Source organism: Williamsia sp. 1135 (assembly GCF_002095395.1).
Lineage (GTDB): Bacteria > Actinomycetota > Actinomycetes > Mycobacteriales > Mycobacteriaceae > Williamsia.
Genome location: NZ_MJEI01000107.1, coordinates 165,250 through 190,068 on the forward strand (window position 1 = coordinate 165,250; position 24,819 = coordinate 190,068).

23 protein-coding genes and 4 tRNA genes are annotated in these 24,819 nt (G+C 65.4%); 14 read left to right on the plus strand and 13 right to left on the minus strand.

Annotated elements, in window-relative coordinates:
• The first annotated feature begins 120 nt into the window (after positions 1-120).
• The 3 genes from BFL43_RS26960 (at position 121) to dxs (ending at position 5,579) form a co-directional block, all read left to right on the plus strand.
• A complete protein-coding gene (locus tag BFL43_RS26960; protein WP_084896441.1) occupies positions 121-2,142 on the plus strand; it encodes an APC family permease in 2,022 nt (673 codons plus the stop codon).
• Complete coding sequence (locus tag BFL43_RS26965) at positions 2,139-3,515, plus strand: TRAM domain-containing protein (RefSeq protein ID WP_084896443.1); 1,377 nt, start codon at positions 2,139-2,141, stop codon at positions 3,513-3,515. The genes BFL43_RS26960 and BFL43_RS26965 overlap by 4 nt, the downstream gene beginning before the upstream one ends.
• Positions 3,516-3,611: 96 nt before the next feature.
• Positions 3,612-5,579 (plus strand): 1-deoxy-D-xylulose-5-phosphate synthase, encoded by a 1,968-nt coding sequence (gene dxs / locus BFL43_RS26970; protein WP_084896446.1) that lies wholly within the window; start codon positions 3,612-3,614, stop codon positions 5,577-5,579.
• A gap of 20 nt (positions 5,580-5,599) precedes the next feature.
• On the opposite strand, the gene BFL43_RS26975 is transcribed toward dxs, so the two are convergent.
• Both BFL43_RS26975 and BFL43_RS26980 read right to left on the minus strand, forming a co-directional pair.
• Positions 5,600-6,892, minus strand: coding sequence for a ribonuclease D (locus BFL43_RS26975; protein WP_084896449.1), 1,293 nt, complete (start codon positions 6,890-6,892; stop codon positions 5,600-5,602).
• Positions 6,893-6,902: 10 nt separating this feature from the next.
• Complete coding sequence (locus BFL43_RS26980; protein ID WP_084896451.1) at positions 6,903-7,496, minus strand: DUF3000 domain-containing protein; 594 nt, start codon at positions 7,494-7,496, stop codon at positions 6,903-6,905.
• 118 nt (positions 7,497-7,614) lie between these two features.
• Here BFL43_RS26980 and hemE point away from each other — a divergent pair, with 118 nt between their 5' ends.
• The 3 genes from hemE (at position 7,615) to hemQ (ending at position 10,785) form a co-directional block, all read left to right on the plus strand.
• Entirely contained in the window at positions 7,615-8,664 is a 1,050-nt protein-coding gene (gene hemE, locus BFL43_RS26985; protein WP_084896453.1) for a uroporphyrinogen decarboxylase, read from the plus strand.
• Complete coding sequence (locus BFL43_RS26990; RefSeq protein ID WP_084896455.1) at positions 8,661-10,022, plus strand: FAD-dependent oxidoreductase; 1,362 nt, start codon at positions 8,661-8,663, stop codon at positions 10,020-10,022. Before hemE ends, BFL43_RS26990 begins: the two co-directional genes overlap by 4 nt.
• A 67-nt stretch (positions 10,023-10,089) precedes the next feature.
• Positions 10,090-10,785, plus strand: a complete 696-nt coding sequence (gene hemQ, locus BFL43_RS26995) for a hydrogen peroxide-dependent heme synthase (RefSeq protein ID WP_084896869.1) — start codon at positions 10,090-10,092, stop codon at positions 10,783-10,785.
• A 1-nt stretch (position 10,786) separates the two neighbouring features.
• On the opposite strand, the gene BFL43_RS27000 is transcribed toward hemQ, so the two are convergent.
• The 3 genes from BFL43_RS27000 to BFL43_RS27010 form a co-directional block, all read right to left on the minus strand.
• Positions 10,787-12,016 carry a glycosyltransferase family 87 protein gene (locus BFL43_RS27000; protein ID WP_084896871.1) on the minus strand — a complete coding sequence of 410 codons (1,230 nt, stop codon included), beginning with the start codon at positions 12,014-12,016 and terminating at the stop codon, positions 10,787-10,789.
• Positions 12,017-12,136: 120 nt separating this feature from the next.
• Positions 12,137-13,768 carry an alpha/beta hydrolase gene (locus BFL43_RS27005; RefSeq protein WP_240498513.1) on the minus strand — a complete coding sequence of 544 codons (1,632 nt, stop codon included), beginning with the start codon at positions 13,766-13,768 and terminating at the stop codon, positions 12,137-12,139.
• Between the two features lie 26 nt (positions 13,769-13,794).
• On the minus strand, positions 13,795-14,559 hold the full coding sequence (locus tag BFL43_RS27010; protein WP_084896457.1) for a dihydrofolate reductase family protein: 765 nt from the start codon (positions 14,557-14,559) through the stop codon (positions 13,795-13,797).
• 34 nt (positions 14,560-14,593) lie between these two features.
• Here BFL43_RS27010 and zapE point away from each other — a divergent pair, with 34 nt between their 5' ends.
• Complete coding sequence (gene zapE / locus BFL43_RS27015; RefSeq protein ID WP_084896459.1) at positions 14,594-15,607, plus strand: cell division protein ZapE; 1,014 nt, start codon at positions 14,594-14,596, stop codon at positions 15,605-15,607.
• A gap of 25 nt (positions 15,608-15,632) precedes the next feature.
• Here the strand turns inward: zapE and BFL43_RS27020 are convergent, their stop codons facing one another.
• The 5 genes from BFL43_RS27020 to BFL43_RS27035 all read right to left on the minus strand — a co-directional run bounded on the left by BFL43_RS27020 (position 15,633) and on the right by BFL43_RS27035 (position 16,805).
• Complete coding sequence (locus BFL43_RS27020; protein WP_240498536.1) at positions 15,633-16,169, minus strand: GNAT family N-acetyltransferase; 537 nt, start codon at positions 16,167-16,169, stop codon at positions 15,633-15,635.
• A 64-nt stretch (positions 16,170-16,233) separates the two neighbouring features.
• Positions 16,234-16,437, minus strand: a complete 204-nt coding sequence (locus BFL43_RS29665) for a hypothetical protein (RefSeq protein ID WP_240498514.1) — start codon at positions 16,435-16,437, stop codon at positions 16,234-16,236.
• Positions 16,438-16,530: 93 nt separating this feature from the next.
• Positions 16,531-16,605: transfer RNA gene (locus BFL43_RS27025), tRNA-Val, on the minus strand.
• 32 nt (positions 16,606-16,637) lie between these two features.
• Positions 16,638-16,711, minus strand: a tRNA-Cys gene (locus BFL43_RS27030).
• A gap of 21 nt (positions 16,712-16,732) precedes the next feature.
• Positions 16,733-16,805 (minus strand) — tRNA-Gly (locus BFL43_RS27035).
• Here BFL43_RS27035 and BFL43_RS27040 point away from each other — a divergent pair.
• Entirely contained in the window at positions 16,776-16,976 is a 201-nt protein-coding gene (locus BFL43_RS27040; protein WP_143695583.1) for a hypothetical protein, read from the plus strand. The two genes, BFL43_RS27035 and BFL43_RS27040, sit on opposite strands and share 30 nt — an antisense overlap.
• 52 nt (positions 16,977-17,028) lie before the next feature.
• Positions 17,029-17,100: transfer RNA gene (locus BFL43_RS27045), tRNA-Val, on the plus strand.
• 107 nt (positions 17,101-17,207) lie between these two features.
• Here BFL43_RS27045 and BFL43_RS27050 read toward each other — a convergent pair.
• The 3 genes from BFL43_RS27050 to BFL43_RS27060 all read right to left on the minus strand — a co-directional run bounded on the left by BFL43_RS27050 (position 17,208) and on the right by BFL43_RS27060 (position 18,936).
• Positions 17,208-17,522, minus strand: a complete 315-nt coding sequence (locus BFL43_RS27050; protein WP_084896466.1) for a hypothetical protein — start codon at positions 17,520-17,522, stop codon at positions 17,208-17,210.
• Positions 17,519-18,082, minus strand: coding sequence for a recombinase family protein (locus BFL43_RS27055; protein ID WP_084896875.1), 564 nt, complete (start codon positions 18,080-18,082; stop codon positions 17,519-17,521). Before BFL43_RS27055 ends, BFL43_RS27050 begins: the two co-directional genes overlap by 4 nt.
• 227 nt (positions 18,083-18,309) lie before the next feature.
• Positions 18,310-18,936, minus strand: a complete 627-nt coding sequence (locus BFL43_RS27060; RefSeq protein ID WP_084896468.1) for a DUF2461 domain-containing protein — start codon at positions 18,934-18,936, stop codon at positions 18,310-18,312.
• Positions 18,937-19,086: 150 nt separating this feature from the next.
• Between BFL43_RS27060 and BFL43_RS27065 the strand changes: the two genes are divergently transcribed.
• The 5 genes from BFL43_RS27065 to BFL43_RS27085 all read left to right on the plus strand — a co-directional run bounded on the left by BFL43_RS27065 (position 19,087) and on the right by BFL43_RS27085 (position 24,806).
• A complete protein-coding gene (locus BFL43_RS27065; RefSeq protein WP_084896470.1) occupies positions 19,087-20,226 on the plus strand; it encodes an acyl-CoA dehydrogenase in 1,140 nt (379 codons plus the stop codon).
• Positions 20,223-21,518, plus strand: a complete 1,296-nt coding sequence (locus BFL43_RS27070) for an acyl-CoA dehydrogenase family protein (RefSeq protein ID WP_084896472.1) — start codon at positions 20,223-20,225, stop codon at positions 21,516-21,518. The genes BFL43_RS27065 and BFL43_RS27070 overlap by 4 nt, the downstream gene beginning before the upstream one ends.
• Positions 21,519-21,640: 122 nt before the next feature.
• A complete protein-coding gene (locus BFL43_RS27075) occupies positions 21,641-22,036 on the plus strand; it encodes a TIGR02611 family protein (RefSeq protein WP_084896877.1) in 396 nt (131 codons plus the stop codon).
• Positions 22,037-22,140: 104 nt separating this feature from the next.
• Positions 22,141-24,240: a threonine--tRNA ligase gene (thrS, locus tag BFL43_RS27080; protein WP_143695594.1), complete on the plus strand. Its 2,100-nt coding sequence runs from the start codon at positions 22,141-22,143 to the stop codon at positions 24,238-24,240.
• Complete coding sequence (locus BFL43_RS27085) at positions 24,237-24,806, plus strand: HIT domain-containing protein (protein WP_084896474.1); 570 nt, start codon at positions 24,237-24,239, stop codon at positions 24,804-24,806. The genes thrS and BFL43_RS27085 overlap by 4 nt, the downstream gene beginning before the upstream one ends.
• Positions 24,807-24,819: the final 13 nt, after the last annotated feature.

Here is a 24,819-nt window from a genome sequence, read left to right on the forward strand (position 1 = left end):
CGCTGAAATCATCCGGGCCGGCCATTTGGTCGAGCTTCGCTCCGCTGCGTCTCGGCACTCTGTTGAACGCTACCGCCACCCACGTAGCTATACGGCACGGCAGGCCCTATTGTTTGCCTGGTGTCAAAGGTGTCCAAGGCCTCTACGGCGACAAAACGACTGCTTCTCGGCAGGCCGTTCCGCAGTGACACCCTCGGTCATACGTTGCTGCCGAAGAGGATCGCGCTCCCCGTGTTCGCCTCGGATGCGATGTCGTCGGTCGCCTACGCCCCCCAGGAGATCTTTCTCGTCCTGTCGGTGGCCGGATTGTCCGCTTACACGTACACGCCCTGGATCGGTCTCGCCGTCGCGCTGGTGATGGTGGTCGTGGTGGCCAGCTATCGACAGAATGTGCACGCCTACCCCTCCGGTGGTGGCGACTACGAAGTTGCCACCACCAACCTCGGGCCGACAGCCGGACTCACGGTGGGAAGCGCGCTGCTCGTCGACTACGTGCTGACCGTGGCGGTGTCGATCGCGTCGGCGGCGGAGAACATCGGTTCGGCCGTGCCGTTCGTACAGACCCACAAGGTGCTCTTCTGCATATTCGCGATCGTCCTGCTCACCGCGATCAACCTGCGTGGACTACGCGAATCGGGTACCGCGTTCGCCATTCCCACCTACGCCTTCATCGTCGGCATGGTCGTGATGCTGGCCTGGGGGTTCCTCCGGGTCTATGTCTTCGGCGACGACATCCACTCGGAGACCGCGGGTTATGAGATCAAGGCGGAGCAAGACCACCTGATCGGGATCGCCTTCGTGTTCCTGATCGCGCGCGCCTTCTCGTCCGGTTGCGCCGCGCTGACCGGGGTCGAGGCGATCAGCAACGGAGTGCCCGCTTTTCAGAAGCCCAAGTCCCGTAACGCCGCGACGACGCTGTTGCTGCTGGGCTCGATCTCGATCGTCCTCTTGATGGGCATCATCCTGCTGGCCAAGGAAATCGGCGTGAAATACGTGTCGAACCCGGCCAAGGATCTACTCGGCGCGCCGGAGGGATACGAGCAGAAGTCGCTGATCGCGCAGATTGCCCACGCGGTGTTCGGCGGGTTCACGCCCGGCTTCTACTTCGTGACCGTGGTCACCGCGCTGATCCTTGTTCTGGCCGCGAACACCGCGTTCAACGGGTTCCCGGTGTTGGGTTCGGTGCTGGCCCAAGATCGTTACCTGCCGCGACAATTGCACACCCGCGGGGACCGCCTGGCCTTTTCGAACGGGATCCTGTTCTTGGCGGCCGCGGCGATCGCCTTCATCGTGGCCTTCGGCGCCGAGGTCACCGCGTTGATCCAGCTCTACATCGTCGGGGTCTTCGTGTCGTTCACCCTGAGTCAGATCGGGATGGTGAAGCACTGGACGCGGCATCTGAAGACGGAGCGCGATCCGAGCGCGCGAGCGCGAATGATCCGGTCCCGCATCATCAACACCATCGGCCTGCTCATGACCGGATCGGTGTTGATCATCGTCCTGATCACGAAATTCCTGGCGGGGGCGTGGATCGCGATAGTCGCGATGGTCGCGATCTTCGGCCTGATGAAACTCATTCACCGCCACTACGCGTCGGTCCAGGCAGAGTTGGACAATTCCGACTACGAGGCCGTTCTACCGAGCCGTACGCATTCGATCGTGCTGGTCTCGACCCTGCATCTGCCGAGTCGGCGTGCGCTCGCCTTCGCCCGTGCGACGCGTCCTGACACGCTCGAAGCGGTGACGGTGAACGTCGATGACCGCGACACGCGGAAGCTCGTGGCGCAGTGGGAAGACAGTGACATCACAGTGCCGCTGAAGGTGATCGCGTCGCCATACCGAGAGGTCACCCGACCGGTCATCGACTACGTCCGCCGGCTGCGACGCGAATCGCCGCGTGATGTGGTGACGGTGTTCATTCCCGAATACGTGGTGGGGCACTGGTGGGAGCAGATCCTGCACAACCAATCCGCTCTGCGACTCAAAGGTCGACTGCTATTCGAACCAGGAGTGATGGTGCCGTCGGTCCCGTGGCAGCTGAGTTCGTCTGATCGACGCAAACGCGACCGCACCTACATCGCCCCGGGGGACACCCGCCGTGGTGTGGGAACGCTGCCCGGCGAACGAAATGATCCGCAGTGACCGAGACACCAGAATCCCACCCGCGAACGAACGAAAACAGTTGGCTCGGCAGGGAATTCGAACTCGCCACCGAGCGACTCGGGCACGGCGGCGTGTGCGTCGGACGCCACGACGGCAGAGTCGTGTTCGTGCGCCACGCCCTACCGGGTGAACGGCTGAGGGTGCGGGTGTCGGAGGATCGGGGCAAGGGCTTCGTCCGCGCCGAGATCGCCGAGATCGTCGAGGCGTCAGAACATCGCATCGACGCGGCCTGCCCGGCTGGTGCGCCAGGCGGCGGCGCAGGCTGCTGCGATCTCTCTCACACGACGGGATCTCATGCGCGCGAGCTGAAGTCGGGCGTGCTCAGCGAGTTGTTGAGTCGAATGGGTGGGGTGCAATGGGATGGCGAGGTGCTCTCGCTCGACGCCGCCGCAGGTGAACAGCCCGAGACAGGGTGGCGAGTCCGTGAACGCCTGATCGTCGACAGCGCCGGTGTCGCGGGAATGCATGCCCATCAATCACACTCGGTGATCCGTCGGCTCGATTGCGCGCAACCGCTTCCGGGTCTGCTCGACGGCATCGACCTCCTCGAAGGTCTGCAACCGGGGGCCGACCTGGTGGTCACCGCGGGGGACGACGGGGTTCGGCACATCGCCTCGATCGCCGGCGTCACCCCGGCCGGCGACGTGCGCCGCGCGCGTCGCACCCGAACACCTTCCGGGGGCAGGCGGAAGGTCCAGCGCGACCGCGCCCAGCGATCAGCCGCTCGCGACGAGTCGATACTCGCGGGGGGACCCACCGTGCGGCGCACCGTCGCCGGACGGAGTTGGGACCTGCCCATCACTGGCTTCTGGCAGGCCCACCGTCATGCCGCCGCCGGGTACAGCACTGCGGTTCGAACCCTGCTGCGAGACGCGGGCCTACCGCGATCTGTCGTCGTGTGGGACTTGTACGGCGGCGCGGGAGTCCTGGCCGGGGCCGTGATCGACGAGAACGACGACGCGCGGGGGACCGCCAGGGTCCACATCGTCGAAGCGGACGCCGCAGCGGTCGCCGCGGCGCAGGAAACGTTCGCCGATGATCACCGGGTGCAGGTGCACCGCGGCAACGTGGCAACCTCGCTCGCCACTCTGCCTGCCCCTGACGTGGTGATCCTCGACCCACCGCGAGCAGGCGCCGGGCGCGCGGTCGTCGAGCAGGTGGTCGCCGCGGCTCCGTCCTACGTGGTTGCGGTCGGGTGCGATCCGGCGACGTTTGCACGTGACCTGGGCGACTACATCCGCGGGGGGTACGAGGTGGTCACACTTCTCGGCTTCGACGCGTTCCCGCTGACCCACCACTTGGAGGCGATCGCACTGCTGCGCCCATCCTCCGCTCCGGCCACGGGTCCGTAGACTGGGTAGCCACGCGTCCGCCGCAGCCCGGCGGGTGCACTGCGGCGGACCGGTAGTTCCTCCGTTTCGCCGCCCACCTGAGAGGACATCAGAGAGATGAGCGTGCTGGATTCGGTCAATTCGCCATCCGATCTGCGCGAGTTGACCCTCCCGCAGACGCAGGAGTTGGCCCAGGAGATCCGCGAGTTCCTGATCGCCAAGGTCTCGGCGACGGGCGGGCATCTCGGACCCAATCTCGGCGTGGTCGAATTGACCCTCGCGCTGCACCGGGTCTTCGACTCGCCGAACGACGCGCTCCTCTTCGACACCGGACACCAGTGTTACGTGCACAAAATCGTGACCGGCCGTAAAGGGGGATTCGACACCCTCCGCCAACGCGACGGATTGACCGGGTACCAGGAACGCGCAGAGAGTGAGCACGACTGGATCGAGTCGTCGCATGCCTCGGCAGCACTGTCGTATGCGGATGGGCTGGCCAAGGCCTTCGAGCTGGCGGGCGAGGAACGGCACGTGGTCCCGGTCGTCGGCGACGGTGCCCTGACCGGTGGCATGTGCTGGGAAGCGCTCAACAACATCGCGGGCGGCGACCGACCGATGGTCATCGTTGTCAACGACAACGGCCGTTCTTATGCGCCGACCATCGGCGGCTTCGCCCGTCATCTGTCGGGTCTGCGCCTGCAGCCGGGGTACGAGCGCGTGCTCGACGAAGGTCGGCGTGCTGTGCTCAAGCTCCCACTTTTCGGAGCGCTGGCGTATTCGGCGCTACACGGGCTCAAGACCGGTCTCAAAGACGCGATCGCCCCGCAGGCGATGTTCACAGACCTCGGTATCAAGTACGTCGGCCCGGTCGATGGACATGACCAGGCAGCCCTCGAGATTGCGCTGCGCGGCGCGAAGTCCTTCGGCGGACCGGTCATCGTGCACACCGTCACCCGTAAAGGCATGGGCTACCACCACGCCGAGAACGACGTGGCCGACCAGATGCACTCCACCGGCATCATCGATCCGGCCACCGGAAAATCGACCAGTGTGCCCGCACCCGACTGGACGTCGGTGTTCTCCGCGGCTCTGATCGAGGCCGGCAGTCGCCGCAAGGACGTTGTCGCGATCACCGCCGCGATGCCCGGTCCCACCGGTCTCGCGCCGTTCGGTGAGCGTTTTCCGGATCGCATGTTCGACGTCGGTATCGCCGAACAACACGCGCTGACCTCGGCTGCCGGACTGGCTCTCGGTGGACTGCACCCGGTGGTGGCTGTGTACTCCACATTCTTGAACCGCGCCTTCGATCAGCTCCTGATGGACGTCGCCTTGCTCCGGCAGCCGGTCACACTGGTCCTCGACCGCGCCGGTGTCACCGGTCCGGACGGACCCAGTCACAACGGCATGTGGGATCTGTCACTCATGGCCATCGTGCCGGGCATGCGCGTCGCAGCGCCACGGGATTCGGTGCGGTTGCGTGAGGAGTTGGCCGAAGCCCTCGACGTCAACGACGGACCGACCGCGCTTCGCTTCCCGAAAGGCGCGGTACCCGAGGACATCCGCGCCATCGAACGGCTCGACGACGGCACAGATGTCCTCGCCACACCGTCTCGCGGCGACGACTCCGACGTGCTCATCGTCGCCGTCGGCCCGTTCGCCTCGCTCGCCCTCGACACCGCCGCCCGCCTTGCCCAGCAGGGGATCGGGGCCACGGTGATCGACCCACGCTGGGTCTTGCCGGTGCCGGAATCCATTGTTGGACTGGCCGCTGCCCACCGCCTTGTGGTCACCGTGGAAGACGGCGGAGTCCACGGCGGTGTGGGTTCGTCGGTGTCGGAGAAACTGCGCAGTGCCGGGGTCTGCACACCGGTTCGCGACGTGGGCATCGCACAGGAGTTCCTCGCACCCGCCTCGCGCAATCAGATTCTTGATCAACTCGGTCTCACCGCCCAAGATGTCGCTCGTGCGATCACGGCCATGGTGTCGGGGATGCAGCCACCGCTGTCGTCGTCGGATGAGAGCAAACTCGGCCGCGGGGATCAAGATTCGCGGCAGGCCTCGGATCAGCAGGCCCTCCCCGAGTGAGTCCCGAGTAGCGAACTCTGTTAATCGGGCGGCGGCGCGGCCAGGGCGTCGGCGATCACCGGAGAGGTCAGTTCGATCTGCCACGATCGTGTGCCACCGACCGCCAATCGTGCGGCGACGGCCTCCGGCGTGGCAGTTGGCACGTCGTCCCAGCACAGTTGACGGACCAGTTCGGGCTGCAGCAGATTCTCCACCGGTGTGTTCACCTCGTCGGCCAGCACCGTCAGCGCCGCGCGGACCGCGGTCAGCCGGGCAGCGGCCTCGGGCGACTTGGCTTCCCACCGATTGACCTGGGGCAGTCCGGTACTCGGTGGTCGCCGGGGCGGTAGTTCGGAGTCGGGCAGGCGTCGCGCCGCCTCGAGTGCGGACATCCAGCGGCCGGCCTGCCGTCGTTGGCGTGGACCGCCGAACAGGGGCAGTTTGTACAATTCGTCCAGCGTTTTCGGATCGGCGACCGCCGCGGCGACGATCGCTGAGTCCGGCAGGATTCGGCCTGGTGCAACGTCGCGTCGACGTGCCACATCCTCACGCGCAGTCCACAACTGCTGCACGGCAGCCAAGGTTCGCGTGGACTTGATCGTGTGGATCTTCGAAACCCGCCGCCACCGATCCGGCCGCGGCACAGGCTCAGGCCTGGCCAGCACGGCAGCGAACTCCTGCGCTGCCCACGTCTCTTTTCCCGCCTCGACCAGAGCGGCTTGGACCGCGTCACGGAGTTCGATGAGTACCTCGACGTCGAGGGCCGCGTAGTTCAACCAGTCAGCCGGAAGCGGACGTCGCGACCAGTCCGCGGCACCGTGACCCTTGACCAGGCCGAGCCCGAGGAAATGCTCTACCATGGCAGCGAGATTCACCTTGGGGATCCCGAGCAGCCTGCCCGCCAGTTCGGTGTCGTAGAGCGCAGCGCAACGGAAGTTCAGCTCGCGCAGGCAGGGCAGGTCCTGGTCGGCGGCGTGCAGGATCCATTCGGGACCGTCGAGGGCTGCTGCAATCGGTGCAAGAGCGTCGGGATGGTCGATCGGATCGATGAGCATCGAACCGCTACCCGCGCGCCGGATCTGGATGAGATAGGCCCGTCCGGAATACCGGAAGCCTGACGCCCGCTCGGTGTCGAGCGCGATCGGTCCGGTGCCCGCAGCCAACAATCGTCCTGCCTCGGCGAACTCATCCGGCGTGGTCAGCACCGGTGGAACGCCGTCTGCGGGCTCGGTCAACGGAGTCGGTGGGGGACCTTCGTCGACAACAGGCGCATCTGCGGCTGCGGGGGAAGCCGTGTCGTCGGAAACCGGTGGCGGTTCGGTTGATTCGGTCATGCGGCTGGGTTCACGCTTCGGCGAACCCGAGCCGTGTGACCCCCGAGGGGGGCAGGCCCGCAGCCAGGGAGAGTACTTCGCAGAACGCCTCCACATGGCCATTGAGCTCATCGGTGGTGGCTGTCCACGACGCCCTCAATTCGAGCTGATGCGCTCGCGGGGGTCCGGAGATGTCGCCATAACGGACCGACGTCGTCGACGTGACGGTGCCTCCGAGCGCGGTGATCTCCACGTGCTCGGACTTCTCGAGGGATTCGGTCAACCAGCTCCAGGCCACCTCGGGCAACAGCGGGTCGGCGGCCAACACGGCCTCGACCTCGGCCTGGATGAACGCCACCAAGCGCATGGTCCCGTTCCAGGCCTCATGGCCGTCGGGGTCGTAGAGCAGGATCAGACGGCCGAATGCGGTGCCATCGGAATCGGTGGCCACATCGTCGCCTTCGGGCTGGGTCACCTCGGCGCCGACGGCGTAGCTGTAGGGCGCCAGTCGCTGCGGGGGACGAATGCTGCCGAGTTCGATCTCAGACCGGACCTTGGCCGCATGCATCGATTCGATGGCGCTGCGGAAGACCGCAGGCTCGGTCGACGCTCCGGAAGTGGTCACCGTTCGACCGTAGGGCCCCGTCACGCCGAGGCTGCGGAGGCGCGCCGTGACCGACCCAGGCCGCCGTCGGCGGTGGGCCGTAGAGGTCGCAGGCGTGCTCATGGCAGCATGTCGGGTGATGACTCAACAACATGCCCGCGCCCTCTCGCCGCTGGTCGCGGCCGCCCGCGGGCAGCGCCCCGACCGTCGCCCTGTGTGGTTCATGCGGCAGGCGGGCCGCTCGTTGCCGGAATACCGTGAAATCCGGGTAGGACGCGGCATGCTCGAGTCGTGCTTCGATCCCGAACTCGTCTGCGAGATCACGCTCCAGCCGGTCCGTAGACACGGCGTCGATGCGGCAATCCTCTTCTCCGACATCGTCGTCCCGCTCAAGGCCGCGGGTGTCGACCTGGACATCGTGTCGGGCGTCGGCCCGGTGATCGCCGAGCCCATCCGAACCAGGGAAGACATCCGCAGGCTCCCGCTGCTCACCCCAGAGGCCGTGGGTGCGGTCTCGCGAGCTGTGACGCTGCTCAAGGCCGAGCTCGGGGACACGGCGCTGATCGGCTTCGCGGGCGCGCCGTTCACCCTGGCGTCGTATCTCGTGGAGGGCGGTCCGAGCCGCAACTACGAGAACACCAAAGCGCTGATGTACTCCGATCCCGCCGTATGGCATGAGCTGGTCGGTAAGCTCGCCGACATCACGATCGCGTTCCTGAAGGTGCAGCTCGACGCCGGTGTCGATGCGTTTCAGCTGTTCGATTCCTGGGCCGGCGCACTGTCCGTCGCCGACTACAACACGTTCGCGCGACCGCACTCGGCTCGGGTTTTCGCGGAACTGGCGGCCTACGACGTCCCACGCATCCATTTCGGTGTCGGGACGGGGGAGCTGCTTCACGACATGGGCACCGCCGGCGCCGACGTGGTCGGTGTCGATTGGCGTATCCCGCTGGACGAGGCCGCCCGCCGGGTCGGGCCAGGGAAGGCCCTGCAGGGGAATCTGGATCCGGCCACCCTCTTCGCGCCGTGGGAGGTGGTCGAGCGTGAGGTTCGCCGGATCGCCGCCGAAGCCGACCAGGCCCTCGACGCCGGTGCGATCGGGCACATCTTCAACCTCGGCCACGGCGTCTTGCCCGCCACCGATCCGACGGTGCTGACCAGGGTGGTGGAGTTGGTGCACTCACTGTGAACCCGCGGGTGGCGGTTCTGGGCGGCGGGATCTCCGGTCTCGTCGCTGCGTACCGGTTACGCCGACTGCTCGGCGACTCGGTGGGCATCGAGCTGTTCGAGAAGTCCGAACGCGTGGGCGGGACCCTGCATTCGGTCGAGGTCGGCGGAATCCGTGTCGACGTCGGGGCCGAAGCATTCCTGGTGCGACGCCCCGAAGCCACTGCGCTGGTCGATGAACTGGGATTGACCGACCTGCTCGTCCATCCGGGGACGCTGGGTCCGAACATCTTGTCCGGGGCGAGTCTGCATCCGGTGGCGCGGCCAACCCTCATGGGCATACCCGGTGACCCGGACACCGTCGCCCACCTCGCCGAGGCCGACGATTTGCGCCTGATGGCACGCGAACCCGCCCGTGCGCTGGCGTGGCGGTCCGGTCAGGACATCTCGATAGGCGAACTCGTCGGTGACCGCTTCGGGCGGTCGGTGGTCGAACGTAGCGTCGATCCGATGCTGTCGGGTGTGTACTCGGCACGTTCCGACGATCTGGGGCTGAGGGCGGTGATGCCGGGCTTGGCAGCGCACCTGGACGCGGGTGCGCCGAGTCTGACCGCAGCTGTCACCGCGTTGCTTGGGGCCGCGACCGGATCAGGCCCGGTGTTCGGTGCATTGCTCGGTGGATACCCGGTGCTGGTGGACGAACTCCTACGGCAGAGTGCACCGATTGTGCACGGAGGTACCTCGGTGCGGGAGGTCCGCCGAACGGACCGCGGCTGGTCGGTCGATGGTGAACCCTTCGACGGTGTGGTGTGCGCGCTGCCGGCGCCGGTGACCGCAGAGATCTTTGCCTCGGTGGATGAGATCGCCGATCCGCTGGCCGGGATCGACGTATCGGGTTCTGCGGTGGTCGCGATGGCGCTGGACAGCGGCGTCGACCTACCCCAATTGTCGGGTGTCCTCGTGGCTGGGGACGAAACCGTGGTCCGCGCAAAAGCATTCACGTTCAGTACCCGCAAGTGGTACCACCTCGCCGGCGACGGCTCGGTCGTCCGGGCATCGTTCGGCCGATACGGCGCGAGTGTGAGCAGTATCGATGACCGGCAATTGATCGATTGGGCCACAACCGATCTGAGTACCGTGATGGCGCTCGCGGGGCAAGATCAGACGCCTGTCCGGGTCCGAGACGCCGTGGTTCAGCGCTGGCCCGGAGGTATCCCGCGATACGCCCCCGGACATGCAGGCCTCGTTTCCACCGTCGATCGGAATCGGCCTGCACGGCTCGTGCTGGCCGGCGCCACCTACAGCGGCGTAGGGGTACCTGCGTGCATCGGGCGTGCAGATGCGGTTGCGCGTCTGCTCGCCGGTGATCTCTCGAGCTGACATCGCGACCTCGGGGGTGCCGGACCTCAGCGGAGGCCGGACACCTCACGGTGGCAGTATGAAAAGCATGACCCGCCTGGATTACGCAGAACTCAACGCCACCGTCCGCTATCTGATGTTCTCCGTGTTCTCGGTTCGCCCAGGGGAACTGGGCGAAGACCGCTCGGCCGCCGTCGCCGACGCGAAGGAGTTCTTCGACTCCCTCGCCGACAAAGGTGTGGTGGTCCGCGGGATCTATGACGTCTCAGGCCTGCGCGCAGACGCCGACTTCATGATCTGGTGGCACTCCGAAGAAGTCGAGCAGATCCAGGCCGCATACGCCGATTTCCGCCGCACCACCGTCCTGGGCAAAGTGAGCACCGCGGTCTGGAGCAATGTGGCGCTCCACCGGCCCGCTGAGTTCAACAAGAGTCATATCCCGGCGTTCCTCGCAGGTGAAGAGGCGGGCAAGTACATCTGTGTCTACCCGTTCGTGCGGTCCTACGAGTGGTACCTGCTACCCGATGCCGAGCGCCGCCAGATGCTCGCGGACCACGGCAAGCAGGCCCGCGGCTACAAGGATGTGCGTGCCAACACCGTCTCGTCGTTCGCGTTGGGCGACTACGAGTGGTTGCTGGCGTTCGAGGCTCCCGAACTGCACCGGATCGTCGACCTGATGCGCGACCTGCGAGCCACCGAGGCCCGGATGCACGTGCGCGAGGAGACCCCGTTCTACACCGGACCTCGCGTCGAGATCGACCAGCTCCTCGCCGCGTTGCCCTGAGCTAGACCCCCGCCGGTGCTGCCGGTCGGGTGGAACTGCCGCTGACCTCGATCTGATCGGTCTTGCGCAGGTCGAGGTAGCGGAACAGCAACACACAGAACACCGAGATCATCAACAGCGACCAGCCCCAGGTGACCTTGTTGTATTCCACGGCCCGGCCGAAGGCTTCCCACCGGTCGGAGTAGAACGCGTCGAAGGTGAAGCACCCGTACACCCCCAGCCACGCCGGCCAGTTGCGCATCGTCGATCCTCGCAGCAGCACGGTCATGAGCAGCGGGAACAGCAGCATCGAGTAGTAGCCCTGGCCCAGAGAGCCGACCAGCCACGAGGTGCACAGCAGAACCCCTGACGAGGTGGTGAGCCACAGCAATTCGTCGGTCTTGCGGTAGTGGCGGTACAGGAACCAGAGGCTGAACGCGGCCATCAGAACGAATGCGATGCGTAACAGCACCACCAGCCATGTCTGGACGCCGAAGTAGGCGCCGTTGCCGACAATCGAACTGTTGTAGTAATCCCGGGCCTCGAACAGGTAGGGCGCGGTGCGTTTGATGAACGATCCGGGATCGGCCGACAACGGCCAGGCCATCGCCGTCAACAGGATCGGAACGCCGATGGCTCCGACGAACACTTTCCACTGTCGGTTGAGCAGCGGTAGCAAGAGCAGGACTGCCAGCACCGGTTTGACGGCCAACGTGATGCCCAGTGGGACACCGGCCCACAGGTCCTTGCGTTTGAGTGCCAGCATCATGAATGCCAGTTCGCCCAGCAGCACAAACGAATTGAAGTTCACGAAGATCAGGGTGTGTGCGACTGTCTCGGACAGGAAGAAGACGAAGAGCACGACGGGCATCACAGGGGAACGCACCGAATACCCGAACATCCGGGTGACCAGGTAGGCGCACAGGACCAAGACCATGACCGAGGCGAAGATGAACAGCCAGCGGGCGCGCTCGGGGTCGAGGTAGCCCAGGGGAGCCATCAACATCGTGCCCGACGGCGGGTAGAGGTAATGCGGATCGACGGTGTTGTAGTTCTCCGTGTACACCGGCTCGCTGCGCAGGAATGCGAGCGCCGCACGGTACACCGGAGAGAAGTCGTCGGTCCGATCCCCGTTCACCCCGAGGATCACAGAGCGCTGGAACACCATCAAAATCGCAACCGGCCAGAGCACCAGCGACACGATTCGGCCGATATCCACCTGCGGAAACAGGACACGATCGGCAACGGACAGTCGCGTTGGGTTCACTGGTTCGGGCGGGATGGTGTCATTGTTCGGCACTGCCGAACCGTACTACGGCCGGCCGGGTGGTCGGCGTCCGACACCGCAAGATCCGGACATCCGCGCCGTCGGTCAGGCCGGGCACGCACCCTGGGCCGGAGGCTCTGCAGAGCGGCTGTAGGCGATGGCGGCTTCGCCCGCACAGTCCGAATGTGCCAGGACCGAGTAACCGAGGCCTTCCCAGGTGAGTGTGGAGAAGGTGGCGCCTGCGCCGATCAGGGCGCCGTTGATGCCATCGGTGGCAACAGGTCCGGTGATCGGGTCTCCTGCGCCGCGAAACATCAACACCGGAACCGGGAGCTCGCCGAGCGTAGGAGGCTGGTCTCCGGACGGAAAACCGTTGCATCGCAACAGTCCGAGCGCCGAGTTGGAGCCCGTCAACGGGTACTGCTTGCTCCATTCGTCGAGCAGGCCTGCGATCTGGTTCTGGCCGACCGGTTCGGTGGTGTCGTTGCATCTCGACAACAGCTGTCCGTCGCTGCCGCGCAGTTCACGAGCCTGCGCGATCGCTGTGCGCAGTGGGCCCACGACGCCGGCGTCGGCGGATGCGAGCAGGTCTGCGGCGGCGGTGATGACCGCCGTCCTGTCTCCGGGGGTCACGGCGATCGTGGTCGTGAGGGCCAACAGGATGTCGGTGTCGGAGAGACCGTCGACGCCACCGGTCCGAGCCCGTTCGAGGAGGCCGGCGATGGCTGCGGCCGGATCGGCGCCCAGGGAGCAACTCACCGCCCGACACTGGTCTGCGAAGGTCCGTAGTGCGGCGTTGGTGCCATCCGCCGTCTGTTGCGCGGTGACCTGAGCGTTGACCCGGTAGGGGGCGGGGGTGTCGAGGATCAGGCGGCCGAGATGGTCGGTGTACAGCCCCGCGTATGCCAGCGCGACGCCCGCGCCTTCACCGACACCGATGATCGCGACGTGGTCGACGCCCCAGATCTCGCGCAAGGCCTCGATGTCTGCAGCAGCGTTGTTTGCGGTGAACTGCACCTGGTGGGGGCTGAGCGTCTCGGTGCAACCGTCGGACGCCGAGGTGCCACCGGCGGCGAGTCGTCGCTCGCGCGCCGGGTTGTCGGTCGAGGTCGTGCTGAAGCCGTTTGCCAACAGCGTGCTTCGTTCCAGGTTGGTCATGCAGTCCAGCGGGGTTGATTCCCCGGTTCCGCGGCGGTCGATCGCGACCACGGGGTGCGCATCGAGCACGTTGGCACCGCCGCCTTGTGCCAGGGACACCAGCGTTCTCGCAGAGGCGATGTCGGTGCCCGAGGTCAGGATGAGTGGGGCGGCATCAGCGGGCGTGTTGGCGGTCCTGGCGCGCATCACCGAGACGGTCACGGTGTCGATGCTCTGGGTGCCGGGCGTCACCGAGGTGTCGAAGGACGCACAGTCGAGTGTGGTGCCGGCGGGCAGAGCCGCGGTCCCGAACCGCTGACGGGTGTCGGCGGCGCAGTCGGACCAATCCAGATCGCTGGTCGGCGCGGCCAGATTCGGCGGGGGCGGTGCGGTGGACGGTGCAGGACCGCCGCCTTTGCCCTCGTCGATCACGAGATCGGGTCCTGGGTCCGGCCCGGCCGAGCACCCGGTGACGACAGCGACCGCGAGAAGCAGAGCGACTGACGAACGGCGGGCCGAGGCGGGGGATCGGCGAGTGGGTACCGGCGACCGATGTCCGGAGGGCACGGAAAAGTGTCGATGCATACCGGCGATGGGCATACCGGCGAGGGTACTGGCGCGTTGCTTCAGTGCTGCTCGCGCACCCACCGCACGTACAGGTAATCCTCGTCGTCGCCGAGGACGTGCATGCGTCGCATGGGACGGGAGGAGCCATCACCGATGGTGATGTGTTTGCCTGCGCCGGCGGTCAGCAACGGACTCACGGTGACGCACAGTTCGTCGAGGAGGCCGGCTGCGACAAGCGATCCCAGCAGGGACGGGCCGCCCTCGCAGAGCACCCGCCAGGCACCGATGCCTGCGAGATGCCGGGTCACCGCGGCAGGGTCGACATGCTCGTCGCCACAGTCGATGACTTGTGCACCGGCGTCGATCAGCCGGGACCTGGCATCAGCGGGCGCACGGGAGCAGGTCGCAACCACCGTCTCGGGATCGGCGAGGAGCGGGTCGTCGGTGGGGATGGCCAGAGAACTGCTGAGCAACACCAGCTTCGCCGTCGGTGCCTGACCCGATCGCAGTCGCAGGGCCGCGAGCCCCGCGTGCGGTTGAACTGGGCCGTACCCCTCGGCGAAGGCCGTCCGGGCACCGACGACGACGGCGTCGGACAACGCGCGGAGCACCATGAACAGTTGCTTGTCGCCCGGGCCGCCGAGGCCACCTGACCGGCCGTCGACGGTGGCCACCCCGTCGATCGAACCGACCATGTTCGCACGCAGGACAACGCCGGTCGGCGGCAGCGATGGGTAGGCGTAGAGCTCCGCCAGATCCGTGTCGGTCAAAGGCGTCGAGGAGTCGCCGGCTGTGAGCTGAGTCGCTTTATTCAGTGGGTGCACAGAGTCATTCTGATCGCGTCATTAGGCTCGGCGCATGCCAGCACGTCTGAGTGACCGCACGCCGCAGGTCGCACCCGAGGCCCTGATCGGTGAGATGGTCCCGCCATCGATGTTCGACGAGGTCAGTTTCGACTCGTACATCCCCGACCCGAACGAGCCGAGCCAAGCGCAGGCGGTCACGGCTGCACGCAACTTCGTCGAGCGTGCAAAGAAGATCAAAGGCGGCAAGAAGGGCCTGTTCAGCAGGAAATCTGCATCGACCGCAGGGCTCGGTCTGTACCTCGACGGTGGTTTCGGCGTCGGCAAGACCCACCTGCTCGCGTCGATCTATCACGCGATGCCGGGACCCAAGGCGTTCGCCACGTTTGTCGAAGTGACCCACGTGGTGGGGGCATTGGGATTCGCCAACGCACTCGAGAGGCTGTCGGACCATTCGGTGTTGTGTATCGACGAGTTCGAACTCGACGATCCAGGCGACACGATGCTGGTGTCTCGGTTGCTCACCGAACTCTCCGCGAAGGGCGTCTCGATCGTGGCGACGTCGAACACCCTGCCCGGCCAGCTCGGGGAGGGACGCTTTGCGGCGCAGGACTTCCTGCGTGAGATCAAGAAACTGTCGGCGGTCTTCGAGGCCATCCGTGTCGACGGTCCCGACTACCGGCACCGTGATCTGCCGCCGGCACCTGATCCGCACACCGACGCCGAACTCGAGGCCTTGGCGGAGAGCACCCCGGGTGCGACGCTCGACAACTTCGACGATCTCTGCGCGCACCTGGCCAAGCTCCACCCGTCCAAGTACAAGGCACTCGTGGAAGGCGTCACGCTGGCCTGTGTGGAGGGCGTACACCCGGCAGCGGACCAGACTGTTGCCCTGCGCATCGTCGTGCTTGCCGACCGGCTGTACGACGCGGGTACACCCCTGATGGTGTCCGGCTCCAAACTCGATGAGATCTTCACCGAAGAAATGCTCTCCGGCGGATATCGGAAGAAGTACCTGCGCGCGACCTCTCGACTGCTGGCGCTGTCGAGGTTCGCCGAGAAGAGCTAGGCCGGGCGGTCCCGCGGGTCGAGGGTCAGTCGGCAGGCGGACGGGCGAGCACGAAGTCGCTGCACCGCTTGCCGTTGACCACAAACGACTTCCGGCCCACGACGGTGAAACCCATCTTCTGATAGAAGCGCTGGGCACGAACGTTCTGGTCGTTCACCCCGAGCCAGACCAGCGCGCTACCGCTGGTACGTCCGTGTGAGAGTGCGGCGTCCATGAGACCGGCCGAGACGGCACGACCGTGAAAGCCCGGCAGCACATACATCTTCGAGATCATTGTCAGCGGTCGAGCGGTGATCGCCTCGCGCACGTCAGGATCGGTGGGCTCGCCGTCGACGAGGAGCGCATAACCCACGATCGAATCGGAGGTGGGATCGACGGCCTTGAGAACATGGCTGTCCTGGTCGGCCAGGTGAGAGCGGAAGTGGAGCGCCGAGAGATTGTCGGCGACGAAGAGCGCAGCGTCCGCGGCAGTGAGTTCAGGCGGGCACGCGAGGGGAAACGTGAGTGCCGCAACGGCGGCCAGTTCGTCGGCGTCCGCCGGATCGGTCGTGAAGGTGACCACGGCGGTGGCTGCGGGGCCTGAGGCCGTGATCTCGCTCGGGTCGCCCACGCTGGAGCGGTCCGGGTCAGACAGAAGCCAGCACCTGATCGGCGCCCGTGATGCGACGGGCAGTGTGATGGAGGGCGTCTTCACGCTCGACGAGGTCGGCGTGCCTGCGGGTGATCGGCAGCAGTTCGAGCAGGACCTGACTTCCGCTGATCGCATAATCGTGGGTGCTCACCCAACCGAGGGTGAAGCGGAGCGCGTCGCGGTCGTGGCTGTCGTTCATGTGCATTCCTGAGGTGGGTACCGGGATCGGGTGACAATTGGTGCTCGGGACATGAGAAAGACCCGGGTTCGCCGGGTCATTTCTGTCGTGAGCTGGTGCGCGATACAGGGATTGAACCTGTGACCTCTTCCGTGTCAGGGAAGCGCTCTCCCGCTGAGCTAATCGCGCGAGACTGTGTTTAGTTGTCGAAGCTGAACTCGTGGAGGCGGCGACGGGAATCGAACCCGTGTGCACGGCTTTGCAGGCCGTTGCCTCACCACTCGGCCACACCGCCACAGTGAAAAATCTTTCTCCGAGCGGATGACGGGATTCGAACCCGCGACCCTCACCTTGGCAAGGTGATGCGCTACCAGCTGCGCCACATCCGCACGCTGCCAGATTGTTGCTCTCTGGCTGCGGTGGTGAACATTATCGGACGTACCGGCAAAGCAACAAATCCGCTGGTCACGGACCTGAGCGCAGGCACGTTCGGCGCCGCGGACGCGACGCCGACGGGTTCGGCGGCCCACCTGTCGGGGATTTGGATCCGGGCGGGGTGAGCGTGTTAATGTCTTTCGGTCGCAGACCCCCGCTCCTACGGGTCTGCTGCACGGTCCCGTGGCTCAGTGGAAGAGCGTCCCGTTCACACCGGGAAGGTCGCTGGTTCGATCCCAGCCGGGACCACTACGCCCCGCAGGCGTGGAATCCGTACTTGATGATCGAACGGCCCATCGACTTCGGCCGCCCCCGCTACCTGCGGTGGCACTTCTGCCCTCGTGGGCTTCAGGTGTTCACCGTGGTGATTGTCGATTCCCGTGTCGTAGGTACCCGTACAGGGCCGCTCGGTATCCGCGGGTGTAGCTCGGTTCGTCCGCTGTCAGATCAGGTTCGGCTGCCATCGTCAGTGTCGCAAAATGGTGCGCCCAGGATGTCGGCATCGAATCCAGTCGGGTGAGCGCGTCGTCGAAACCGTGCTCGAACAGGTCGTGGTCGAGCGCGACGTCCAATTCCGGATCGATGAGCGGAAACGAGGTCGGTAGGCGGGTCGCGACACCGTATTGCGTGACGATGTCGAGTTCGGGGAGGTCGGGTTCGATGGTTGTCATCGCACCGACCTCCGTTCTGCCAGGGATCGATAGAGCGTCGCTCGGCTGACCCCCAGTCGGGTGGCGATCGTGGGGACCGAGTCGCCGCGGGCGCGCATGCGTTCGGCCAACGCCACTTGATAGTCGTCCAGTGCGCGCGGTCGACCGACCGCGGTGCTGTCCGGACGGGGATGCGTGGCCCTCGACTGCCTCACCGACCGGTTCTCGTCGTCCAACTCGGCAAGCGAGGCGAGCACGCCGACGATCATCCCGCCTGCCACCTCGGTCGAGTCGACACCTTCGTCGAGTGAGCGAATACCGATGTGGCGTCGGGCAAGTTCCCTCGCGGTGACGAACACTTCGTCGATGGTGCGCCCGAGCCGGTCGATACCGACCACAACGGTCGTGTCGCCTGCTCGCGCGTAGTCGAGCAGGGCGGACAGGCCCGGGCGTGCGGTGGTGAGGTCGGCGATGTTGTCGCTGTAGATCCGATTCGGCTCGACACCCCCATCGGTCAACTCGTCGATCTGGGACTCGAGGCTGCGGCGCCCGGCACCTGCGCGGGCGTATCCCAGCAACATGCCGGGGCTCGCGGTGGTCGTACCTGTTTGCATGCCCATCACATTATCGCAAAACTATTGAGATCTTGATTCAAATGTCGGCGTGTGCGGGCAAGTTTTGCGACAACTGCAGCAACATCGCTCCGATATGCGCAAGTAGTCGGGTTAACAGTGGCAGTGTGATTGCTCGCTATATCGAGACGGTAATTACGGGAGTGTCGCAATATTCGAGGCGTGTCGCACCCGGATCATCCATGGCGAAGCGCCCATTCGACAAGAGGTGCGCCCGACCTCCAGTCCGCGCGTACGCGATCGACAAGTGCCGGACTGTGGATGAAATCTTCGAATCCGTAGTCCCGTGAAGCGGTGAGGGTTTTGTGGCGTAGTAGCGAAATTCGTGGATGGTCTTTGTCCCACCCGCGGGGTGCGGTCTTGAGGACACTGCCACCGATCTCCCACCCGTCCACATGTAGGGCGTCGATGAGTTCTTCGAGTGCGGGTCCGTGGAGATCGTGGTCGACCGCCGCACGCAGGTTCGCCAGTCGCTCCGGTGCGGCCTCGTAATAGCCGACGGCGACCTTTACTCCAGGTGCGCCGATTTGCACGTAGTAACCGGTGGCCGGTCCGACGGCGACGAACGCTCCCTGATGTGTCTTGTATGGGGTCTTGTCCTTCGCGAACCGGACGTCGCGGTAGGGGCGGAACACCTTGGGCTGACCGAACTCGTCGCCCAGCGCCTCGACGAGCTGGTTCATCGGGTCTGCCACGGCACGTCGGTACGTCTCCTTGTGCGCTTCCCAGAAGGCTTTGGAGTTGTCCTGCTCCAAGTCGTCATAGAAGTCCAGCGCGGCCTCGGGGAATCCCTGAAAACTCATCGCCAGATCGTACGTTCGAGGCGGATCGGGGTGGTTCCGCTTGCCTCGGCAGGCCCGAAGAGGCTACTAGTGGAATCCGGATGAGAATAATATTCTCTCTGCGAGAGATGTATGTATCCGCAGGTCGACCGAGGTTAGGACATTCACGCCATGTTGCTGGAGCTGACGGACGATCAGGAGTTCTTCAGGGACAACACCGCAAAATTTCTTCGCGAGCAGGTACCGCCCGCCGAACTTCGCCGCCTTCGTGGCGAATCGAGGGGATTCGCCGCCGACTATTGGCGGAGAGGTGCGGAACTGGGCTGGACGAGCCTGCTGGCGCCCGAGGACCAGGGTGGCGGGATCATCGGCGACTCAGGTCTCGAGGATCTGTCGTTGATCGCCCACGAGTTCGGCCGGCATGCTGCGCCCGGTCCGCTGATACCGACAAACGTGGTGATCGCCCTGCTGAGCAAGTACCCGGTGGACGTGCGCGCCGAGTTGGTGCAGTCGCTCATTGCCGGGACATCGACGGCGGCATGGTGTGTGAGCGAACCGAATCCGAGGTCGACCGCTGCTGCACCTGCCGTTGAGATCGAGATTGACGGGGCTGAGGTCAAGGTCCGGGGTACGAAACGTCCGGTCGAGGCGGCAGGGACGGCGGACGTCCTGTTGGTCGCCGGGCGGACGGGGGACGGCTTGTCTCAGGTTCTCGTTCCACGCGATGCCGATGGGGTGCGGGTGAACTCGCTGACATCGATTGATCTCACCCGTCGCTACGGCGTCGTGGAGTTCGACGAGGTGCGTCTGCCCGCCACCGCGCTGGTCGGGCATCCGGGGCAGGCTCGCGACGACGTTTCCCACGCCCAGGACATCGCGATCGTGATCAGCTGCGCCGAGTCGGTGGGCGCTCTGCAAGCGGCGTTCGAGATGACCCTGGATTGGGCATTCGACCGGTATTCGTTCGGACGTCCGCTCGCCTCCTATCAGGAACTGAAGCACCGTGTGGCAGACATGAAAGCGTGGCTCGAGGCGAGTCACGCGATCACCGACAAGGCCACCGCATCAGTCGCCCGCGACTCGGCCGACGCCGCGGAACTGGTCAGCGCGGCCAAGGCCTACGTCGGTGGCTACGGCGGGGACCTGATGCAGGACTGCGTGCAGATCCATGGCGGCATCGGGGTCACCTTCGAGCACGATCTGCACCTGTTCGCGCGCCGCGTCGCGGCGAACAGATCGAACTACGGGACACCCGCAGAGCATCGGCAGAAACTCGCCGACAGCGTCGAGCGCGAGGAGACCAGCGCATGAGCACACAACAGGTAGCTGTACACACCGCAGAATCGGACCCTGCGGAATCGGTCGAGAGCTTCCGGGCGCGGGCACGCACATGGATCAGGGCCAACCTCGAGCGCGCCGATCCCGCTGCTCATGTCGGCGTCCTCAGGAACGAGGGTGCCGACGAGGGCGAACTCGCCCACGTCGAGCACGAGCGCACGCTGCAACGGAAGCTGTTCGACGCCGGGTTCGCCGGCGTCTGCATCCCGCCCGAGTACGGCGGGAAAGGGTTGACCAGGGCCCATCAGCAGGCGCTGAACGAGGAGATGACGGGTTACGAATACCCGGCCCGGTTGCAGTCGCCGACCTTCGCCCCGTGCGTCGGTGTCCTGATGGATTTCGGGACCGAAGAGCAGAAGATGGGACACATCCCGGCCATCCTGCGAGGAGAGGAGATCTGGATGCAGTTCCTCTCCGAACCCAGCGGTGGCTCCGACGTGGCCGGGGCGCTGACGACCGCCGTCCGCGACGGCGACGAGTGGATTCTCAACGGGTCGAAGATCTGGACGACGGGCGCGTGGTGGTCGGACTGGGCACTGTGCCTGGCCCGGACGAATTGGGATGTGCCCAAGCATCGCGGATTGACGGTGTTCATGCTTCCGCTGAAGGCGGCGGGGATCGAAGTCCACCGCATCGAGATGCTCAGCGGGTCCAGGGAGTTCTGTCAGGAGTACCTCACCGATGTCAGGGTTCCGGACTCCGATCGTGTCGGCGAGGTCGACGACGGTTGGAAAGTCGGCACCAGGTGGATGTTCCACGAGCGGATGGCGTCCAACTCGCCGTACACAACCCTTCCGGGGGGCGGCTCACGTGGTGGATCCCGTGTCTCCGAGCTGTTCGAGGTCGCCCGTGATGCGGGCCGCCTCGACGACCCGATCAGTCGTGATCTCCTCGGCGAGGCGCGGATGCTCGACGTCGTCAAGGCGGCGCTCGGTGAGCGAATTGATCACGGCATCGCCTCGAGGGCGATCTCCGATCAGTCGGCGAGCATCACCCGATTGGTGTCGGGCCTGGCCGCCACTCGCACCACGTCCATCAGCTACGAGTTCACCCAGGCCTCGGGCGCCGCCTGGGATTCCGCAGATGGCGCAGTCGTCGAGCGTGGCACCGACTACCTGATGCAGCAGGTGTCGTGTATCGCGGGCGGCACGACCGAGATGGCGCGTAACGCGATCAGCGAGCGCGTTCTGGGCATGCCACGCGAGCACACGCACGACGTGGGGCTCGCGTTCCGGGACGTCCCGAAGAACAGGTCGGCGACCTAGCCTGGTTGCGTATTCCGTACTCTGTCAGTGAGAGTTCGTGATCGCTCAACTTCGGACGAAGGATCGTTGCAGTGCCTGAAGAAGCCGGTGTCGACGTCGAGCGCGAACGCCCGGCCTCGGGCATCCTCGCTGCAATCTCCAACAAGCGCAACGAAATTCGCGACAAGAAAAAGCTCAATCTGATCTATCGCTGCGTGGTGGGGGTAGTCGGGGCGGCAGTGCTGATCGGCGGAATCGTGCTGATCCCGTACCCGGGCCCCGGCTGGCTGATCGTCTTCGCCGGCTTGGGCATTCTCGCGTCGGAGTTCGAGTGGGCGCACCGGCTCCTGAAGTTCGCCCGCGGAAAATACGACCTCTGGATGGACTGGATCAAAGAGCAGCACTGGAGTGTGCAGGCGCTACTCGGCCTTCTCACCTGCGCCGTCGTCCTCGCGACGCTGTGGCTGCTGGGCGCCCTGGGCCTGGTTGGCGGGTGGGTCGGGATCGACTGGTCTTGGCTACAGAGCCCGATTTTGTAGAAAGCGGACATGCCGCGGCACCACCGGACGTGGGACGCGCATCCGAGCGGCACTAACATCATTGACTGATGAGCCAGCTCGGCCGATCCGGTCGTAGCGGTCTGATGTCGACAGGAGCTTTCCAGGTGTCCGAGAACCCAGTTGTCTTGCCCGCTGCCACGATCACGGTGGCGGCCGGGACCACCGCGGGGGCGGCTCTACGCGAGAGCGGGCATCCGAACAAGGGCCCGGAGGCCATCGTCGTCGTCCGAGACGCGCAGGGTTCCCTTCGGGATCTGTCCTGGTCGCCGGAGCAGGACGCGGTGGTAGAGCCCGTGGCCGCAAATACCGAGGACGGCCGCAGTGTGATCAGGCACTCCGCCGCGCACGTGCTGGCGCAGGCCGTGCAGGAACTCGACCCGACGGCGAAACTGGGTATCGGCCCTCCCATCGAGAACGGTTTCTACTACGACTTCGACGTCGATCAGCCGTTCACCCCCGAGAACCTGACCGCGCTCGAGAAGAAGATGAAGCAGATCATCAAATCCGGGCAGCGCTTCTCGCGGCGGGTCTACGGAACGGTCGACGAGGCGAAGGCCGAGTTGGCGGGCGAGCCGTACAAACTCGAATTGGTCGACGACAAGGGATCGGCGGACGACCCGGAGGTGATGGAAGTCGGCGGCGGTGAGCTGACCGCGTACGACAATCTCAATCCCCGCACCGGTGAACGGATTTGGGGCGATCTGTGCCGCGGTCCTCACGTGCCGACGACGAAGTACATCACCGCCTTCAAGTTGACCCGCAGCTCTGCCGCGTACTGGCGAGGAAACCAGGACAACGCCGACCTGCAGCGGATCTACGGCACCGCCTGGGAATCGGCGGAGGCCATAGACGCCTACCTGGAACTCTTGGCCGAGGCAGAGCGACGTGACCATCGCAAGCTGGGTGCAGAACTGGATTTGTTCAGCTTCCCCGATGCTCTCGGATCAGGCCTGCCCGTGTTCCACCCCAAGGGCGGAATCATCCGCAAGGAGCTCGAGGACTACTCGCGTCGGCGCCACATCGACGAGGGGTACGAGTTCGTCAACACCCCTCACATCACCAAGGGCAATCTCTACGAGATCTCCGGCCACCTCGATTGGTACAAGGACGGCATGTTCCCGGCGATGCATCTCGACGCCGAGCTCGATGACGACGGCGCCGTACGCAAGCCCGGCCAGGATTACTACCTCAAGCCCATGAACTGCCCGATGCACAACCTGATCTTCAATGCGCGGGGTCGCTCGTACCGGGAGTTGCCTCTGCGCTTGTTCGAGTTCGGGTCGGTCTACCGCTACGAGAAGTCCGGAGTCATCCACGGCTTGACCCGCGTGCGCGGCATGACGCAGGACGACGCGCACATCTACTGCACCAAGGAGCAGATGCGGTGCGAGCTTACGACGACCCTCAACTTCGTGCTCGGTCTGCTCAAGGACTACGGACTCGATGACTTCTATCTCGAGTTGTCGACCCGGGATCCGAAGAAGTCCGTCGGATCCGACGAGATCTGGGATGAGGCAACGGCCACCCTGGCCGAGGTCGGCGAGGCGTCGGGACTGAGATTGGTCCCGGATCCGGGTGGGGCCGCTTTTTACGGACCCAAGATCTCGGTGCAGGTCAAAGACGCCCTGGGCCGGAGCTGGCAGATGTCGACCATTCAGCTCGACTTCAACCTGCCCGAGCGATTCGAGATGGAGTACACCGGCCCCGACGGTTCCAAGCATCGTCCGGTGATGATCCACCGGGCGTTGTTCGGATCGATCGAACGCTTCTTCGGAGTCCTCACCGAGCACTACGCGGGTGCCTTCCCGGCCTGGCTGTCGCCGGTGCAGGTGGTCGGGATCCCCGTCGCAGACGCGTTCGTCCCGCACCTGGAAGCCGTTGTCTCGCAACTCCGGGATCGGGGCCTGCGCGCAGAGGTCGACGCGTCCGACGATCGGATGCAGAAGAAGATCCGGAACCACACCACGGGTAAGGTGCCGTTCATGCTGCTGGCGGGGGAGCGTGATGTGGAAGCGGATGCGGTGAGCTTCCGGTTCCGCGACGGCACCCAGGTCAACGGGGTGCCCGTTGCGGAAGCGGTGACTTTGATCGCCGACTGGTCTGCGGGGCGGCGCAACGAGTCCCCGACCGCAGACCTGATCGAGGCCCTTCGTCAGGTCCCCGCGGGTGGGGAGGCGCCGTGACATCGGCGGACGGCCCCGGAATCCTCCGCGACGAGGGTCCCGGCGATCCGGATCGGTTGCAGCGTCTGTGGAGCCCGCACCGGATGTCGTACATCACGGCTGCCCCGCTGTCCGGTGACGAGTCGTCGGCAAAGTCGGTGCACCCGTTCCTCGACATCCCGACGATGTCGGACGAGGCGGGCCTGATCGTCGCGCGCGGCGAATCGGTGTATGCCGTGCTCAACCTGTATCCGTACAACCCAGGCCACATGATGATCGTGCCCTACCGACAGGTGGCCGACCTCGAGGATCTCACCGAGGCCGAGAGCCGTGAACTGATGGTTTTCACGCAGAAGACGATCCGGGCGATCAAGTCGGTCTCCAACCCCGATGCGTTCAACGTCGGACTCAATCTGGGTGCGGCAGCAGGCGGGTCGCTCGCGGAGCACCTGCACCAGCACGTCGTCCCGCGGTGGGGTGGCGACGCCAACTTCATCACCGTCGTCGGTGAGACGAAGGTGATGCCGCAGTTGCTCCGCGACACCAGGGGTCTGCTCGCACAGGCCTGGTCGAGGCTGGAGGCTTGATGGGAGACGCAGG

What these genes read in the sequence shown, in the direction of transcription:
- dxs (WP_084896446.1), top strand. Translation starts at nt 3,612, where the DNA reads ATGAGCGTGCTGGATTCGGTCAATTCGCCATCCGATCTGCGCGAGTTG.
- hemQ (WP_084896869.1), top strand. Translation starts at nt 10,090, where the DNA reads ATGACCCGCCTGGATTACGCAGAACTCAACGCCACCGTCCGCTATCTG.
- BFL43_RS27070 (WP_084896472.1), top strand. Translation starts at nt 20,223, where the DNA reads ATGAGCACACAACAGGTAGCTGTACACACCGCAGAATCGGACCCTGCG.
- BFL43_RS27065 (WP_084896470.1), top strand. Translation starts at nt 19,087, where the DNA reads ATGTTGCTGGAGCTGACGGACGATCAGGAGTTCTTCAGGGACAACACC.
- BFL43_RS27050 (WP_084896466.1), bottom strand. Translation starts at nt 17,522, where the DNA reads ATGACAACCATCGAACCCGACCTCCCCGAACTCGACATCGTCACGCAA.
- hemE (WP_084896453.1), top strand. Translation starts at nt 7,615, where the DNA reads ATGACTCAACAACATGCCCGCGCCCTCTCGCCGCTGGTCGCGGCCGCC.
- BFL43_RS27005 (WP_240498513.1), bottom strand. Translation starts at nt 13,768, where the DNA reads ATGCCCATCGCCGGTATGCATCGACACTTTTCCGTGCCCTCCGGACAT.
- BFL43_RS27060 (WP_084896468.1), bottom strand. Translation starts at nt 18,936, where the DNA reads ATGAGTTTTCAGGGATTCCCCGAGGCCGCGCTGGACTTCTATGACGAC.
- BFL43_RS26975 (WP_084896449.1), bottom strand. Translation starts at nt 6,892, where the DNA reads ATGACCGAATCAACCGAACCGCCACCGGTTTCCGACGACACGGCTTCC.
- zapE (WP_084896459.1), top strand. Translation starts at nt 14,594, where the DNA reads ATGCCAGCACGTCTGAGTGACCGCACGCCGCAGGTCGCACCCGAGGCC.
- thrS (WP_143695594.1), top strand. Translation starts at nt 22,141, where the DNA reads ATGTCGACAGGAGCTTTCCAGGTGTCCGAGAACCCAGTTGTCTTGCCC.
- BFL43_RS29665 (WP_240498514.1), bottom strand. Translation starts at nt 16,437, where the DNA reads ATGAACGACAGCCACGACCGCGACGCGCTCCGCTTCACCCTCGGTTGG.
- BFL43_RS27055 (WP_084896875.1), bottom strand. Translation starts at nt 18,082, where the DNA reads ATGTTGCTGGGATACGCCCGCGCAGGTGCCGGGCGCCGCAGCCTCGAG.